At 42.5% G+C, this 17,430-nt stretch carries 14 protein-coding genes; 5 read left to right on the plus strand and 9 right to left on the minus strand.

Annotation, left to right across the window (positions count from 1 at the left end; genetic code table 11):
• Positions 1-287: 287 nt before the first annotated feature.
• Positions 288-1,580 (minus strand): saccharopine dehydrogenase family protein, encoded by a 1,293-nt coding sequence (locus JMW64_RS01215; RefSeq protein WP_109590682.1) that lies wholly within the window; start codon positions 1,578-1,580, stop codon positions 288-290.
• Between the two features lie 571 nt (positions 1,581-2,151).
• Between JMW64_RS01215 and JMW64_RS01220 the strand changes: the two genes are divergently transcribed.
• Positions 2,152-2,307: a DUF1328 domain-containing protein gene (locus tag JMW64_RS01220; protein ID WP_021814049.1), complete on the plus strand. Its 156-nt coding sequence runs from the start codon at positions 2,152-2,154 to the stop codon at positions 2,305-2,307.
• Positions 2,308-2,421: 114 nt separating this feature from the next.
• On the opposite strand, the gene JMW64_RS01225 is transcribed toward JMW64_RS01220, so the two are convergent.
• The 5 genes from JMW64_RS01225 to JMW64_RS01245 all read right to left on the minus strand — a co-directional run bounded on the left by JMW64_RS01225 (position 2,422) and on the right by JMW64_RS01245 (position 7,058).
• Positions 2,422-2,715, minus strand: a complete 294-nt coding sequence (locus JMW64_RS01225) for a 4a-hydroxytetrahydrobiopterin dehydratase (RefSeq protein ID WP_055123632.1) — start codon at positions 2,713-2,715, stop codon at positions 2,422-2,424.
• Positions 2,716-3,090: 375 nt separating this feature from the next.
• Entirely contained in the window at positions 3,091-3,384 is a 294-nt protein-coding gene (locus JMW64_RS01230) for a GNAT family N-acetyltransferase (RefSeq protein ID WP_045456426.1), read from the minus strand.
• A gap of 56 nt (positions 3,385-3,440) precedes the next feature.
• A complete protein-coding gene (locus tag JMW64_RS01235; protein ID WP_201552434.1) occupies positions 3,441-4,103 on the minus strand; it encodes an IS1595 family transposase in 663 nt (220 codons plus the stop codon).
• Positions 4,104-4,334: 231 nt separating this feature from the next.
• Positions 4,335-5,684 (minus strand): fatty acid desaturase family protein, encoded by a 1,350-nt coding sequence (locus tag JMW64_RS01240; protein WP_201552436.1) that lies wholly within the window; start codon positions 5,682-5,684, stop codon positions 4,335-4,337.
• Between the two features lie 150 nt (positions 5,685-5,834).
• Entirely contained in the window at positions 5,835-7,058 is a 1,224-nt protein-coding gene (locus JMW64_RS01245) for a flavin reductase family protein (RefSeq protein ID WP_109590764.1), read from the minus strand.
• A 437-nt stretch (positions 7,059-7,495) separates the two neighbouring features.
• On the opposite strand from JMW64_RS01245, the gene ettA reads away from it, so the two are divergent.
• Positions 7,496-9,157: an energy-dependent translational throttle protein EttA gene (gene ettA / locus JMW64_RS01250; RefSeq protein ID WP_045443195.1), complete on the plus strand. Its 1,662-nt coding sequence runs from the start codon at positions 7,496-7,498 to the stop codon at positions 9,155-9,157.
• 146 nt (positions 9,158-9,303) lie between these two features.
• Here the strand turns inward: ettA and plsB are convergent, their stop codons facing one another.
• Positions 9,304-12,102, minus strand: coding sequence for a glycerol-3-phosphate 1-O-acyltransferase PlsB (gene plsB, locus JMW64_RS01255; protein ID WP_109590689.1), 2,799 nt, complete (start codon positions 12,100-12,102; stop codon positions 9,304-9,306).
• Positions 12,103-12,360: 258 nt separating this feature from the next.
• Here plsB and ybaK point away from each other — a divergent pair, with 258 nt between their 5' ends.
• Both ybaK and JMW64_RS01265 read left to right on the plus strand, forming a co-directional pair.
• On the plus strand, positions 12,361-12,849 hold the full coding sequence (gene ybaK, locus JMW64_RS01260; protein WP_109590691.1) for a Cys-tRNA(Pro) deacylase: 489 nt from the start codon (positions 12,361-12,363) through the stop codon (positions 12,847-12,849).
• A gap of 87 nt (positions 12,850-12,936) precedes the next feature.
• On the plus strand, positions 12,937-13,311 hold the full coding sequence (locus JMW64_RS01265) for a 5-carboxymethyl-2-hydroxymuconate Delta-isomerase (protein ID WP_109590693.1): 375 nt from the start codon (positions 12,937-12,939) through the stop codon (positions 13,309-13,311).
• A 37-nt stretch (positions 13,312-13,348) separates the two neighbouring features.
• On the opposite strand, the gene JMW64_RS01270 is transcribed toward JMW64_RS01265, so the two are convergent.
• Together JMW64_RS01270 and JMW64_RS01275 are read right to left on the minus strand one after the other, a co-directional pair.
• The gene (locus tag JMW64_RS01270) at positions 13,349-13,831 is read right to left on the minus strand and encodes a hypothetical protein (protein WP_201552438.1); all 483 of its coding nucleotides are present in this window, start codon (positions 13,829-13,831) and stop codon (positions 13,349-13,351) included.
• A 191-nt stretch (positions 13,832-14,022) separates the two neighbouring features.
• Positions 14,023-15,843 (minus strand): acyl-CoA dehydrogenase C-terminal domain-containing protein, encoded by a 1,821-nt coding sequence (locus tag JMW64_RS01275; protein ID WP_201552440.1) that lies wholly within the window; start codon positions 15,841-15,843, stop codon positions 14,023-14,025.
• Positions 15,844-16,241: 398 nt separating this feature from the next.
• Between JMW64_RS01275 and JMW64_RS01280 the strand changes: the two genes are divergently transcribed.
• Positions 16,242-17,369: an FUSC family protein gene (locus tag JMW64_RS01280; RefSeq protein WP_201552442.1), complete on the plus strand. Its 1,128-nt coding sequence runs from the start codon at positions 16,242-16,244 to the stop codon at positions 17,367-17,369.
• The last annotated feature ends 61 nt before the right edge of the window (positions 17,370-17,430 follow it).

A 17,430-nucleotide genomic window follows, 5' to 3' on the forward strand; every position in this document is an offset into this window, starting at 1 on the left:
AAGATATGGGGTAAAAAGTTGCCTAACCTTTTTTATCCTACGTCATTCACTGCAATATGGCTGTGACATTACTCTAGAAATGTGTAGCTTAATGTATTAAAAAGGCAAGAAGTGCCAATATTATTTACTAAAGAATCACGTTATTATTATTTATTAACAATCGCTCAAAAAATTGCAATCTGAATAATGAGAAAGAATAGGCAATAAAAAACCGTATCTCGTTGCTAAGATACGGTCATTACTTAGATATTAAGAAGTAGATTGCTTCGATTTATAAATGGGTAATCTTACGAATCGACAACTTCAAAACTAAGACCCGCATGCTCTTCTAAACGCGCCAGTAGATGATTACCCATGGCAGAGGCTGGCGTCCAAAAACCACCACCGACTTCTTCTTTGCTAATATCTTGTGCTAAGCATAACGCTGCTTGCGCTAGCATACGCGAGGTACTGCCGTAACCTGGATCTTTGTCACCCGTTACTTTCGTATGGATGGTGTCTTTATTAGCCGTTGTCCCAAAGAGGCGAATGTCAAAGTAGCCGTTTGCTTGCTCTTCTGCAGACGGACCAGAACCTGACTTGGGTAGCACGTGCTTAGCTAATAATTCACGGCTCGGTTTGACCATCATAGCAGTGGCAAATCCAAACAAGCCGGCGCTCATTGCATAGCTTGATAATTGACCTTTCACACCATCTTGCATCCACATTGCTTCGTCATATTTAAAGTCACGACCATATTCATAGCCAAGCAATTGGTTGGTGCGATGCACGATACGGGTATTGATACTGGCCATGACAAAAGGCGCAAGCCAGCGTTTGTGCTCACTATCGTATTCTGGCTTACTGACATTAGCTTGGCGCACGTTTGGCGCATCTTTGTCATCATTGAGTAGATAAGGATTTGCTACCTGCTTACGACGTGACTTGTCCTTTCCAACTTCTTCAAAAATAGTCGCCATCGAGGCAATGGTGCCACCTGATAGACCGCCTTTCGCCGCTTTGACACGCATATGAATCACATCACAAGCGCGACCAAATTTCTCTTCTGCTTGGGTTTGGGTAAAGTAGACGCCCAAATCCGATGGAATAGAATCAAAGCCACACGAGTTGACAATACGAGCGCCGCTTTGCTTTGCCGCGTCCTGATACTTGTCCATCATGTCTTTGATGAAAATGGCTTCACCGGTGAGGTCGACATAATCTGTCCCATGAGTGGTACAAGATTTGATCAACGGCTCACCGTATTTGAGATAAGGACCGACGGTTGAAATGATGACTTGGGTTTGTTTGGTCATCTCATCAAGGCTGTCCGCATCGTCACTATTAGCAAGAATAATATCGACAGTGCTGCCAAGTTTAGATTGCAATTCGTTCAGTTTTGCTTCATCACGCCCAGCAATCGCCCACGTGACATCGGCGCCATCTTTGTCTTTAGTATTAGATAGAAACTCTGTTAAATAGTGTGCTGTAATTTGACCAACAAAGCTGGTTGCACCATATAAGACGACCGCGTAAGGGCGCTTTTCATCGCTGCGCTGTCGTGTATTGTTCGAGGTATCCGTATTGGTATTGGTATCCATATTTATTATCCTTAATAGCTATTTTGATGAGTTGTGTGACGTTTAAAATTTGTTGCCATTTAACAGTCAGAGTTTGAGGTCTGATTTTTTGATAGCAATCAGGTTAACTATAGATATAAGTCATGACTAAATGAGTCATGACTTATATCTGCCTGAAAAAGATATATTAAAGTATTTTTGACCAGTAAAAATGACTTGTAAGTTACTGTTTATAGCAGATTATATGATGGAAATGTTGACGGCTAAGTAATAACTAACCATCTATACACATAACTCCCATAAAGGGATGAAAAAAAGGTTCGATGTTAAGATTTGCTACAAAGGTTACATAACCTACCGATATCATTACCAAAATGAACGTTTTCTAAAGATAAATATTGCTAATCTATGGTCGTAAGCAGTATTAATGATTAAAAAATTAATAAATATCAAAAAAACAAAAAGTAAAGAAAAAGGAATCTTAGAGAGAGCAAGGTACTCATTAATAATAGTAGTTATTTCTTATTAATAATTGTCCATTGCATCAATCTAAATATCTGGTTTTCTAATAATAATTTTTAAGGAGAAGGTTATGTTTCGCTGGGCTATTATTTTTGCCGTGATCGCACTGTTAGCAAGTTTATTGGGTTTTGGCGGTGTCGCAGGATTGTCTGCTAATTTGGCATATATTTTCTTAGCAGTCGCTGTTATTTTATTTATTGTGGCATTTGTAAGCCGCAAGATGTAATCAATACCTGTAGATTGTTAAATAAAAAAGTCCTCAATCGAGGACTTTTTTTTGGTATTTAATAATGTATTTACTAATGAAAAATTTTTATAAACATTATAAAAAAACACATTACTATAAACGTTTCGGCTGAACAATGTGTTCCATCCGTTTAGCCAGACGAATATCATGGCTAGTAATACCGCCGGTATCGCCAGTAGTCAAGCGCACCTCTACCACGTTATACGTGTTGCGCCATTCGGGATGATGCTCGAGCGCTTCGGCATGGAACGCTGCTTGATTCATAAAGCTTATGGCTTCGATGAAATCGCTAAAGTGATATGTTTTTACGATAGCATTGCCCTCGCGCTGCCAACCAGGCAATTCTTCTAGCTGCAAATTTACTTGCTTATCAGATAAACTACTCATATTAATCACCTTTATTATTATGTTGGTTTGGTTTATTAAAAACTATATCAGGCACTACATTGTAGCTGTCAAAGCTATTGTACGAAACTTCAATCCTCTTTTTCAGTTGTATCATTGACGCTATTACATCATTATAAAGACCTTTCATCCTATTGCCATTATAGGTCAGAAAACCCGCCTATATTTGCTATCTTGCCATATATTCAAAGATAAATATACGAGGGTAGATAGCAAATAAATAGGAGGGTAGTAGCGTATTAATGCTTTAATTTGATTAGCCAAGCTGAACCATAATAAATGCTTAAAATATTCCTAAAGAAATTATGACGCTTATTAGCATACTGCATTTTCTATGGCTTATTGCTAAAGAGTGGACTATAGCAAGTCTTGGTAATCAGGATGTTTGCTGATATATGACGAGACAAATGAGCACTGTGGTATCACTTTTTTATTCTGTTCACGAGCATAGTTGAGGGCATGCTTGACCAATGCTGAGCCAATACCGCGCCCGCCTAGCTCCTGAGGTACGATAGTATGATCATAAACTAATGTATCGTCACGCTCTTGATAGCTAATATAGCCAGTATAACCGTCAATAGAGGTTTCAAAGCGTTTAGCTTGTTCATCATGGGTAATGGTTAGGTTTTGTTCAGAGTTTTGATTTTTCATGGATATTCTCCGTTATTATTGATTATTATCGTTAAATATGGGGCTGTCCTAGATAACTAGTTCAGTTCTTGTTTAACCCATTGTTTAACCCATTGTTTTAGCTGATATAATTGACGTTTTGGTTCGCTGTAGTTAAAACGCCACTCACATTCCTTCAAAAACAGATGGAAATGCTCTTTTGGGATGCCATTATATTTACGCATATGACGCTTTGCTTGACTCCAAAAGTTCTCTATTCCGTTGATATGGTTTCTGTCTTGTGCAAACTCTTTTGAATGATTAATGCGGTAATGAGTGAACTCACTGACATCAAGTGCGTTGTAACTTCTAAAGGAGTCAGTACAAACAATACTATCAGGCTTTACTTTCTCCCTTATGATAGGAATTAAGGTATCGGCTCTGGCATTAGGGATAATACAAGCATAGATGCTACCATTACGCTTAAGCAGTCCAAACACAGGCACTTTGTTACCAGCACCGCGACCACGTTTGCCTTTGCGCCTACCGCCAAAGTAGCTCTCATCAACTTCTATTTCGCCTTCTAGAAGGCCAGGTTCCTGACTATTTTCATAAATCAATAGTCTTAGCCTGTGAAAGTAATAGCTAGCTGTTGTTTTATTAACACCCACTAAGCTTGATGCTGTTCTTGCGGTAGAATCGGCAACAAATAGTTCGATAAGCTTAGTTTGTTTGTACCAACTTAATCTACTCTTTCTCATATGACTATCCTAGATTATTTTACTTATCTAGGACAGCCCCTTAAATATTATTGGTTTTTTTTAGTATGGATCAAGCGTATTTTTAAATGAAGAGAGTTTGAATGACCGAATAGATTATTCACTAAAGTATGAGTCCTTTCGATTCACATTTATAGTTCTTTAGCGTAAGAGTCGATAGAGTAAATGTTAAGACTAAAGGGGTCGACGAGTGGTTTCCATATGAGCTGCACATCAAGCATAAAATAAGGCTTGGCGCATGACAGGGGGAAGATATTTACCTAATCCACGTATAGCGGGCAGCTCTTTTGGTCTTTCTGTTACGGCATGATTTGTTTCAGCGATTGACGTAGTTTGTGAGTGTAAATAAGACTGCCATTCTTCAGCACTTGGCTTGCTAAAGTGGCGGATACGTCCCAGCATTTGCCGGAATTGTGTACCAAAGCGCCCAGTATTATAGGGTAGATTGTACCTGCGACATATCGCCTGTAATTGTGGTGCGATACGAGCATAGTGACTGGCTGGCATATCAGGGAAAATATGGTGCTCGATTTGATGCGATAAATTACCCGTCAAAATATGAAACAGCTTACTGCCTTGAATATTGCTGGAGCCAAGAATTTGACGCACATACCAGTCGCCTTTAGTCTCATCGGCATCGAGATGGGTATAGATATGGGCTTGTTCGGTAAAGTGTCCACAGAATATTACCGCCCATGTCCACAGATTACGAGCGATATTGGCAGTAACATTACCGCTCAGTGTAGTCATAGCACTACGCCGACCTAATGTCAGCCCTGCTAACGTGGGTAGTACAATATGATCTTTGCCTACTTGCCGTGCGATTTTGGCGAATAATGCGCGAGATTTCTGTTGCATGGTTTGGTGTCTATCAGGGGAGTCTGCGTATTCGTCGACACTGATTTGAATATCATGAAAGGCGACCGCCCACTCAAAACCTAGAGCCAATACCGCTGTTTTCAACATATTATGGCGGTCGCTTGGCGTCCAAGGTTGCTCATCAGTCACGCGAATTAAGTGATAGCCAACATCATGGTCACGACCAACGATATTGGTAAAAGTATGATGCAAGTAATTATGAGAGTGTTGCCACAATGGGGCAGGACAGACAATGTCCCAATCAAACTTTTGGCTGTTGAGATACGGGTGCTGCATCCAGTCATACTGACCATGCATGACATTATGCCCAAGCTCCATATTGTTTAGAATTTTGCTGAGACTCAGTAGTGAGGTACCCAATAACCAAGTCGCGACAATTTTACGTTTTGACTGCAGGCATCCAGCCGCTGCCAGTAAGCCACGCGCTGTCATTTCACTATAGACTACCGCGGCATACACTCGTTTAATGTATCGTGCGTCATCACTACCTAACGAATCCATCACGCTTCGGTAAAGCACATTTAATTCATGAGCGAGGGCATCAGATTGCGCCTTTGGTAAGGGCGCTCCTGTCAACGTTGGGTAGCGAGTCAACTGCTTTGCTTTCTGCTGTTTTGCATCAGTTAGTGGGGTCAAAACGGGTACAGCAGATTGTGCCATAGTGACGGGTGGTAGCAAGCGCATAAATAATCCTTAACCGAAATGGTACGGAGAGTCGGTACTGGGTTCGGTTCAATAAGTTGTTTGAGTTTTTTACCGTAGGCTATAAGGTAACAGCAGGCTGTGTTTTTATCTTATGAGCCGTTATGAGCATTTATTTTTATCACCGTGTTGCTAAATATCTAGCACCACATCAGTCATGGCAATGTTGATGCAAGTTTGAATAGATTCATAACCATCACTGCTCATTTTTCCTGTGTAGATATTTTTGACCACGCCGCTGACTTTATTGCAGCGACACAACTGGCAGATACCTCGTCTACAACCATGCACTAAGCGAATTCCTGCGTCCTCTGCGGCATTCAATAATGTCGTGCTACTGTCAAACTGCCGTTGCCTCGCCCGTAAATAAACAGTATGTTGTGCTGTATATTTCTTTCTATCGAGCGCCTGTTTGTTATCAAAATTGAAATCAGGCAGCGCATGACCAAAGTTTTCTACAATGATATTATCGCGCAGGTTTTTATTGTGCGGTAAGGTTACCTTCGCCGCTGCTTTATATAAGCCAGTTAAAAGAGCCTGTGACCCGCATGCAAATATTTGCGTATCTGCCAGCGGTAAGTTCAATGCCAACAAACTGTCTACGCTCAAGTGTCGCTTGCCAGCCAAATAAGTATCAGATTTCTCGGTATTGACCAGATGATAGGTGAAAGCTGGATACGCTGTGCTCAGTTGTTGCCATTGGTTTTTGAACGGGAGCATTTCAGTGCGACTGTAATATAGCAATGTCACCTGATGTCCGTTGTCCAGTGCTTGCGTGATGAGCCCTAACATGGGCGTAATACCGCTGCCACCCGCGATAAATAATAAAAAAGCAGGCTTTTCGGCAGCTGATTTTGTCTGTACTGTTATAGATGTTTGTGCCAAAGTGAAAGAGCCACTGGGAACACTACTGTTGATGACACTGCCAAATGCCATATGTTTGGTTAAATAATCCGAAACCAAGCCTTGTGGCTTAATAGCAATGGTAATCGCAAGGTAAGGTGGTTGATTTTTGCGAGCGCCACTATTAATACTGTTGCCAATAGTAACGTCGTGCCACCAGAGCGGTTGATGCGCCAAACCTAATAATGAATAGCTGCGCTGATGATACACACCTTCAATAAGAACGCTTAAATTAAGATGTTGCCCACCCTGCCAACCACGTTGCGAACCCACTAATTGCCGTCGAAAAGCATGATTGGTCTCAAATTTGAGCGCTATTAAGTCATCGCTAAGGATATATCGCGCAACAAGGCGCAGCTTTGGGACAGTGAAAGACCAAAACGGCTGTAAGTGTGATCCAATAAAATCGATAAACGCATGTTGAATCATTTCAGGGCGATAGCCGTTGGTCATATTATCAGTACCTTTGTTAATACTATCAAAATGATTGACATCATAAATAGTGTGTTCACCTGTGCGCAAATTTAGCGGATATCACTTAGGTCAGGTCGCTTGAATCTGTTAAGCTATCCTAACATGCTAATGGCTATTGATTAAATTTGCGAAAGTTTTGATGCTATTTTTTGTGGTCTTTATAAAACAGTTATAAGTCAGAATGTTAAGCGAAACGGTTTGATAGTAGGTTTCGTTACCGCTTTTAGCTACAAAGCTGAGCACTCTGTGACAAAAGCCGTAAAACAATCGTTAAAACAATCTGTTGGCTTGCAGGGTATGCGCCACAATGCGATAATGGCTTATAATTTGTAACCCTGATTTTGAGGTGCAGCACGCTTGGCATCATTGCTAAGTATGATTTGCTCGCCTCTTTTATGCAGTCTATCGGAGTGTTAATGGCTCAATATATTTACACGATGAACAACGTGTCAAAACTTGTTCCGCCTAAGCGTGAAATTTTAAAAAATATTAACTTATCATTTTTCCCAGGTGCCAAAATCGGTGTCCTAGGTATCAATGGTTCAGGTAAATCAACCTTGCTACGCATTATGGCGGGCGTGGATACTGAATTTAGTGGTGAAGCACGCGCGCAAACGGGCACCAAAATAGGTTATCTGCCGCAGGAACCACAGCTTGATGACAGCAAAGACGTCCGTGGAAATGTCGAAGATGGTATGCGTGAAGCCTTAGACGCGCTCGCACGTTTAGATGCTATTTATGCAGAATATGCAGAGCCTGATGCTGACTTTGATAAGCTTGCTGAAGAACAAGGCAAGATGGAAGACATCATTCAAGCGTGGGATGCCCATAACTTAAATACCCAGCTCGAAAAAGCGGCTGATGCCCTACGTCTGCCACCTTGGGATGCGGATGTTAGTAAGCTGTCTGGTGGTGAAAAACGCCGTGTGGCACTATGCCGTTTGCTATTGTCTCGCCCTGATATGCTGTTACTTGACGAACCAACCAACCATTTGGACGCCGAATCTGTTGCATGGCTAGAGCAGTTCTTGCAGAACTACAGCGGTACAATCGTTGCCATTACCCATGATAGATATTTCCTAGACAACGTCGCTCAGTGGATTTTGGAGCTAGATCGTGGCCATGGTTATCCGTATGAAGGCAACTATACTGAGTGGCTAGAGCAAAAGAACACCCGTTTAGAGCAGCAGAATAAGCAAGAAGAATCATTTGCTAAAGCACTGAAAAAAGAGCTAGATTGGATTCGTAAAAACCAAAAAGGTCAACAAGCCAAGTCTAAATCTCGTGTACAGCGCTTTGAAGAGTTGAACTCAACAGAGTTCCAGCAGCGCAATGAGACAGCTGAAATTTATATTCCGCCTGGTCCACGTTTAGGCAATAAAGTCATTGAAGTGAATAACATTTCCAAATCATTTGGTGATCGTTTGCTTTATGAAAACCTAAGCTTTAACGTGCCAGCTGGTGCGATCGTCGGTATCATCGGACCAAATGGTGCGGGTAAAACCACGCTATTTAATATGATTACCGAACGTGATACGCCAGATACGGGTTCAGTCGATTTGGGCGAAAGTGTTAAAGTTGCCTATGTTGGTCAGGTACGTGACAACTTAGATGACAGCAAAACCGTTTGGGAAGAAGTGTCTGACGGTCTTGATATTATTACAGTTGGCGATTACACCACGCCCAGCCGCGCTTATATCGGTCGCTTTAACTTCAAAGGCTCAGATCAGCAAAAGCACGTCGGTCAATTGTCTGGCGGTGAGCGTAACCGCTTGCAGCTTGCTAAGACATTGAAGCAGGGTGCAAACGTCTTGCTCCTTGATGAACCGTCAAACGATTTGGACATTGAGACCTTACGTGCGCTAGAAGATGCGATTCAGGTCTTCCCAGGTACGGTCATGGTCGTCTCGCATGATCGCTGGTTCCTTGACCGTATCGCGACTCATATCTTGGCGTTCGAAGATGAAGGCCCAGTTTGGTTCGATGGTAACTATTCTGAGTTTGAGACTTATCGCAAAAAGACGATGGGTGATGCTGCCACTCCTAAGCGTATGAAATATAAAAAGATTTCGACCTAGGACTGTTATTTAAAAAGTAGTTGTTGAAAAAACAGCTACTTAGAAATTTTAAATTTGAAGATAAAAAAAGACCTCTAATCAATTAGAGGTCTTTTTTTGCTCGATATATTCAGTTTAGCTCATTAAATATTGTAGCTGGTTACAAATTAACGCTTACGCCCAAATTTACGCTGCTTTTTATTACTAATCTCAGTAATCGCATGAGTAATTTCTTCTTCATCTAAGCTGGCGACTTGCTGCAAAATCTGCATCATGTCAGGCGTTAGCACGTACTTAGCATGACGAGCAATATCATTGATACGATGATCAAAGGTCAATACGCCGGTTTCATCATCTTTTTGCAAGTAATCGAGACGAGTCAAGGCACTGATGAAGCTGGTGAATAAGGCGCGGTCAAAGAAATCAGGAATATCGTCTGCATATAGTACAGATAAGCGCTGACCCAGCAGATGACACAGATCAACGACTTCGCTTTCGGTTAGATTGCCTGAGCCTTGCTGGGCGAGTAGGGCAAGCGTCATAAAGTAACGCTCAAGGCTCTGTCCGACAGGCGTCGCTAGCACTTGCAGCTGCTGATAGCATTTGCTGTTTGATTCAGGGACGCTAAGTACGCCATCGCTCAATTCGACAATTAGACCATGCGAGAGTAGGCTGTCGACTTTTTTGTTCAAGGTATCAGCCAAGCCATGTGCTGGGTAATATAAGAACAGCTCACTTTGTAAAAATGGATAGAGTTGCTTAGCAATATTGTCCAAACGACTACGCTCGATACGACCGTTCCGCGCCACTAATGCTGATAAGAAAGACAGTAAAATAAATACATGCAGGATGTTATTACGGAAATAGCTGAGCAATGCCGCTTGTTTACCGGCAATCTGAATGATGTCACCTAAAATATGCGGCGTACGTTCAATGAGCTTTAGTTTGATACCATAATCAATGATTTGCTGCGGACTCATATCTGTAATGACGGTATCATCTGAGTAGGACAACTGCTGAGCAAGACCTTGATAAAGGGCAATTTGCTCACGACAGATTTCTTCATCTAAAGCCGCTTTAGGCGCTGATAATAATACCAATGATAATAACGAAACGGGCGTCACAACCGCCGCCTTATTGATGTGCTGCATGATTTTGACGCCGATGTTATCGACCATCGCGCTGGCTTTATCATCGAGCGGGGTATCGGTGCGATCCGTCGGCAAACTATTGGCTGGCACATCGAATTTTGTCATAAAGTCGCTAAGATGCAGCGGTGTGCCAAAGCTTAGATGTACATTACCAAAGATACGCTCAATTTTACGACCAACTTTGAGTAAGCCTAGTAAAGATTCAGATTCTTTTGGCTTGCCTTTTAGCTCACCAACATAGGTGCCACCTTCCATAATACGCTCATAACCGATATAAGTCGGAATGAAAACCACTGGCTTCTCAGAATGACGTAATTGACTGTGCACTGTCATTGCTAGCATGCCCATCTTCGGTGGTAATAAACGTCCTGAACGCGAGCGACCACCCTCGATAAAGTATTCAATCGGTGTGTTACGTGTAATAAGGGTGTGCATATATTCGCGGAGGACGGCGGTATAAAGTGCATTGCCACGAAAGCTACGACGTATATAAAAGGCAACCGCGCCGCGTAATAATGGCCCTAATACGGGTACATCTAGGTTGTCACCAGCAGCGACATAAGGGATGCTCAGACCGCGCTTGTAGATGACATAAGATAGCAATAGATAATCGACATGGCTACGATGACAAGGCACATAAACCAGCTCATAGTCAGTCGCAAGCTCACGTACGCGCTCGAAATGATGGACTTCTACGCCATCATAGAGTTGTGTCCATAACCACGTTAAAAACTTATAAAAACCGCGCACGATGGAATGTGAATAGTCATTGACCATCTCATTGGCATAACCTTTAGCCAAGACACGGGCTTCACGTACACTGATACCAGATTCTACGGCTTCTGCCTCTATCGCATGTTTGATAGCTGGTGAATACACTAGCTTGTCTACTAAGTTGCGTCTGTCTGATAAATCAGGACCGAGCATACTGGCACGCTGCTTGTCTAAATAAACCGTAAGCCGCTGCTGTAGCATACGTACCAGTTCACGATTGCTGTCAGCGGTCGCTACCAAAGCATAGTTTGGTGCTTCGTCGGCATCGCCCAAGCTACTGTTGATGTCTAAATTGCTGTCTTTTGCAGAGCTTTCTTTTACAGTGTCTTCTTTTATAGAGTTCTCTTTTGAATCAACGGCTAGTGAATCAAAAATAGAAAACCCTTCTTCATCACCTTTAAGGCTATCATTGATAAGGGTACGTAGATCTTGAGGTGGATGGAACTGTACAAAGGTGTCACGCCCCATTACTCCGATATTAAAGAGCTGCTTGGTGATGCTAGGATCTTGCCAGTTGTCAGCGGTCAGCAGCTTAAACAGTGAATCCTCTTTTTCTGGGGCGCGTCCCCATAATATAGAGACGGGCACCAAACGTACTTTTAGCTCTGGATGTTGTAAAACAGCAGACACCAAACGTGACAGGCGCGGCGATAGCTGACTGTCTTTAGCGCTTGGATGGTTCAAAAATATGATGGCTGCGTTTTCTTTGATATTATGGGCGGCATCATGTACCCCAACCAATGCTGGTGGTAGGTTGTGCTCTTGCGTCTGCAGGTCAATTAAAATACTGTTGGAGCGCGAATAATCTTGCAACACATAAAATCTTAGCGTTTGATCGTCGGTATCGAACTCAGGTAATTCACCCAATAACTTAGGTTTAACAGCGACATCGAGTAGCTGCCCCGATAGCTTGCGATAAATTTGATTAATCGGCGCATTGGAATAAGGCTTGGGGGCGATTGGATTGACGTCAGTATTAGAAGTGCTGTCGGTTGTGACTGGCGCTTTAAAAATCCGTTTTTTTAAGAACTTCGGTATCATAATCAGTATCAAAAATAGTCAAATATGTTGCGCTTATGATGCCATAAAAGCCACCAAAGCGATATATAGTGTCTGTATATACTGCTAATATTAATACGGTCTGGTTACTATATAGTGAGTTAAGTCGCTCTTAATAAGCTCAAATAATTGAAAGTTAATGTATTTAGCGCAATAATAGTTCGGCGACAACCAAGAGTCACTATAGAGTAATTATGTTTAAATCTACCTATTAATATCATTGATATAAGCTGAAATATTATGACACCAGCGATTAATCTTGCCAAACAACGCGCTCTGAACTATCAGTTACACGACTATGTCCATGACAGTAATGCCGCCTCTTTTGGCTTAGAGGCGGCAGAAAAGCTAGGCGTGGATGTGTCACAAGTGTTCAAAACCTTGGTGGTGTCGACAGAGACTAGTGCGCTTGCCGTTGCTATCTTACCCGTGGATAAAACGTTAAACTTTAAAAAAATGGCTAAGGCGCTATCTTCGAATAAGTTGCTGATCTGCAAAAAAGTGCAAATGGCGGATCCTAAGCAGGTAGAGCGTAGTACGGGCTATGTGCTAGGCGGCGTCAGCCCATTGGGACAAAAGAAGCGCTTGCCGACTATCATAGACAGCTCGGCTGCAGAGCAGACAACGATTTATGTCAGCGGTGGTCGCCGTGGTTTAGAAATTGAGCTGCCACCAGCACAATTAGCTGAGACCCTTGCTGCTTGCTTTAGTACTATTATCGATGACTAAAAAGTTATTGATGACGGGCTGCTCAATCAAGCCTGAAACGATGGCTAATATTTTACTCCCTCACTCATATTTTATAAGGAAATATTCATGCCACATTTAACCATTCAAATGACGCCCAATGTCAGTATTGCTCATGAAGAATCATTTCTTAAAGCGTTAAATAAAGCATTATGGGACAGTGGGCACTTTGGCACGCCGACTGATATTAAAGCACGGATCGTACCCATTGAGACATTTTTGGTAGGCGTTGAAGATGATGAGCAGACGTATGGCTTTATCTATGCGCATCTAAAACTAATGACTGGTCGTGACATGGTGATTCGTAATCAGCTAGCAGGGCTGCTGGTGACGATGATAGAGCAGGAGATAGGCGCAGAGCAATCAGGGCGAGCAGCCTTACAGATATGTGTGGAAGTTGAAGAAATTAGCGCGGTGTATCATAAAAAAATGCTGGGTAGCTAAAATGCTGATATCGTCCGAAACGACGATTCATCAATCGCTATAAGTATTCACATAGCGATTTACTGGCATACGTGGGTAATATTATTATCTCAACCCTATAACCAGCCGTTTTGCCTTCAGTCGCCATCAAATTGCGGGCAATACGTAAGCGATATTCTCCGGTTGCAGGTAGGCAGCCTTGATACACGATACCGCCTTTGCTGCCATCTTGCGTACCGTTTGGCATATGTAATACGCCGACATTGGCTGTCTCAGGCGTACCAGTAAGTGGCGAAATATTAATAATGGCATATTGCCAGCTGGTGGCATCAAAGCGATACCAGCGCTCATCTTCATTGGGGCTTAATTTGCCAGTGACCGTACTACTGATCGCGCCTTTGGCAAATTTAATAGGAATGTCAGGATTTTTAGCCAGCTCCGTAGCACTAGTTGCGCTAAAACTGATCAGTGCCGTACTGAGCAGTAGCACTCGTATAAATGATGAAGCTAAGGAAGTTTTTTGATGATCAGTGGATAACATGATTGGCTCCTAAAATGGCCATTTATCTATAATGAGTTACTCGTTGTCTCTCATCTATGATGTATATTTATTATCGATAGGCTTTAATGAGAACGTCTGTACTTTTAGTTAAGCATAAAAAAGCGCCTACATGCTAGGCGCTTTTCTTATTAATTACTGCTTAATTGTGATGCTATCTTAGTCTAAAAAACTTAGTCTAGAAAAGCAAAGTTCTCAATCTTCATTGCTGTCATGCTGTCACTTGGTGCAACCATGGCTTCGGCATGCCCCGAGGTACGTGGCAGCAGCTTATCAAAGTAGAATTCAGCCGTTTGGATCTTAGCTTTGTAGAATTCTGGGGATTCAGTGCCGCCGTTTTCTAGCTTGTCATAAGCGACTGCTGCCATACGCGCCCAATGATAACCCATCATGACATAACCTGAGTACATCAAGAAGTCATCTGATGCAGCTGAGATGATTTCACGATCTTTACGTGCCATTAGCATCAAGCGGACAGTCAATGTATTCCACTCAGCACATAGCTTGGTGAGCGCCCAAACGAATTTACGCATGTCTTTGTCAAGTGCATACTCGCCACACCATTTCATGATGCTTGAGGTGTAATCACGGATGATTTTGCCTTTAGACTGCAAGATCACTTTACGACCGAGTAAATCCAATGCTTGAATACCAGTTGTACCTTCGTACATGGTGGCGATACGAGCATCACGAGCGATTAGCTCCATGCCCCATTCTTTGATATAGCCGTGACCGCCATAGACTTGCTGACCGTGTTTAGCCGCTTCGATACCTAGCTCAGTTAAGAAGCCTTTTAGGATTGGTGTGTAGAAACCCAATTTGTCATCCCATTTTTCAAACTCTTCATCATCGCCATTGATGATACCTTGCGCCATTTTATCAGCATAGCGCGCAGAATGATAAATCATCGAGCGACCGCCTTCGGCAAAGGCTTTTTGGGTCAATAGCATACGACGTACGTCAGCATGGTTGATGATGGCATCAGCAACTTTTTCAGGCTCTTTCGTGCCTGATAAGGTGCGCATAGAACGGCGATCTTTTGCATACGGCAGCGCGTTTTGGAATGACAATTCAGTATGCGCCAAACCTTGGATACCAGTACCAATACGGGCAGTATTCATAAAGGTAAACATGGCTTTTAGACCTTTGTTCGGCTCACCAATTAAGTAACCAACGGCATCATCAAAGTTCAACACACAAGTAGCCGATGAGCTAATGCCCATTTTGTGTTCGATCGATCCACAAGTCACGCCATTACGCTCGCCAATTTCACCTTCAATAGTTGGCAAGAATTTCGGTACGATAAATAATGAGATACCGCGTGTGCCTTCTGGTGCATTTGGCAAACGAGCTAAAACAATATGAACGATGTTTTCCGTTAAATCATGCTCACCACTTGAGATGAAAATCTTAGTACCGCTAAGCTTATAAGAGCCGTCATCTTGTGGAATGGCTTTAGACTTAACTTGACCCAAATCCGTACCACATTGTGGTTCAGTCAAGCACATGGTACCAGCCCAAGAGCCTTCGACCAATTTATGCAAGTAGGTTTCTTTTTGCTCATCGGTACCATATTGCATAATGGTATTGATACAGCCAGTTGATAGACCAGGATACATTGCCCATGGCCAGTTCGCCGTACCGATCATTTCAGCTTTAATTAAGTTCAATGAGGTCGGTAAGTTCATACCGCCGTACTCTTCAGGGTAAGAAATACCTTGCCAGCCGCCTTCTACAAATTGATCATAAGCTTCTTTAAAGCCTTTAGGTGTTGTGACAACACCATTCTCAAAATGACAACCTTCAGCATCTGCTGGCTGGTATAAAGGCGCCAAGACATTTTCAGCAAAATCTGCCATCCCTTGAAGAATCATATCAACGGTTTCAGGATCGGCATTTTCGCCATTGTCCAAATCTTTATAATGAGTTTGAAAGTCGAAAACATCATTTATTAAAAACTTGATATCACGTAAAGGTGCTTTGTAAGTTAACATAGTCGCTCTCTTTAGTTATTCGCTATCATAAATGGCTAGCTCGGTATTTGAGCCACGTTTCATGTAAAAGGGTGTTTAATCATTTGGGGTAAGAATAGACGATATCACGGCTTGTCATTCAGATTTATCAAAAACAGCTCATCCATTTTGATTGCCGTTAAGGCATCCTTGATAAAGAACAGCTGTCGCGGCGTTACTGTCAGTATAAATCTTCTATAGCGACAAATATATAACTAATAACTAATATTCATAATTAATATTTTAAATCAAAACATTAATTTATGGGTTAATGGGTTCGATTTTTATTAGTGTCTGTGGTTAAGTACCTATTTATGATAGATGTGACTGTATCAGAAAAACATTTTTTAACTGCATTTACGATATAAGGAAAGCCAATTATGAGCGCATCCAAGCGCGAGGCAACGCGAGCATCTTGGCTGACAGCGTTATTTGCTCGCATAAAGGCTTTAATTGATGGGGAGCTGGCGCATTTACTGACAGTGAACCGTAGTAAGAGACTGTGGCATATGCCGATTATCGCGGCGATTGCCATCAGTTTCCCCGTGTTTGTGGGCGCTTATTTTGATGCTTTATCGTCAGGCATTAAAGCGTCTTTGGGGGCGATGGTTATTTTGAATATACCTTTAGTGGGCAAGCTGCCGTATCGATTGGTGACGGTGATGGCTTGGGGTTTTGCCATGTCGCTGTGCTTTGCGCTCGGTCTAATTGCTCAGCAAGTCCCGCTATTAAAGCTGCCGATATTTACGCTCATGGCGTTTGGTATTGTGATTTTTGGACGTTATTATCGTCAGCCACCGCCAGCGGGACTTTTTGTAATGATGGCAGGCGCTATTGCGCTATTTATACCGCTGCCTTTGGAAGACATCTTACGTGCAACTGGACTGGTGATGCTTGGTAGTGGCTTTGCTTTAGTGATGGCGTTGCTGTATTCGTTGTTTTTACTGGCGACGCGCCCAGCGACGCCGACGCTTACTTATAGCTACGAGCCAGATACCATTACTGAAAGTTTGATTGTCGCCAGTTTTGTCAGCTTAGCCTTGATCATCGCCGTCACTTTACAGCTGTCCAACCCCTATTGGGCAGCAGTTAGCTGCTTTTTGATTATCCAAGGTATTCATTTGCGTACCATGTGGATTAAGCAAATACATCGTTTACTCGGTACAGTATTGGGCGTGGTTTTGGCGAGTTGGATGTTGTCTTGGGGATTATCAATATGGGGTGTCGCACTGGCGATACTGACGATGATGCTTTGTATCGAGACGTTGGTGGATCGACATTATGGTTTGGCAGTCATATTTATCACGCCGCTGACGATATTTATTGCAGAATACGGCAGTGGTCTACCGTTTTCTGAGTCCGCCTATCAAGAAGTGATTCGCACGCGCCTTTTTGATACTGTGATTGGCTGCTTGGTGGGTCTGAGCGGCGGAGTAGTGATGCATTCGACCAACTTACGCATACCGCTACGGCGTATCGAAAACTGGCTACTGGCGCGCTTTGGCTAATTGATGAGTGTCAAATCATCAGTACATTTGAAATCAAGTATTAATCAAAGTCGCATGAGCT

The organism is Psychrobacter immobilis, assembly GCF_904846065.1.
GTDB classification, from domain to species: domain Bacteria; phylum Pseudomonadota; class Gammaproteobacteria; order Pseudomonadales; family Moraxellaceae; genus Psychrobacter; species Psychrobacter immobilis_H.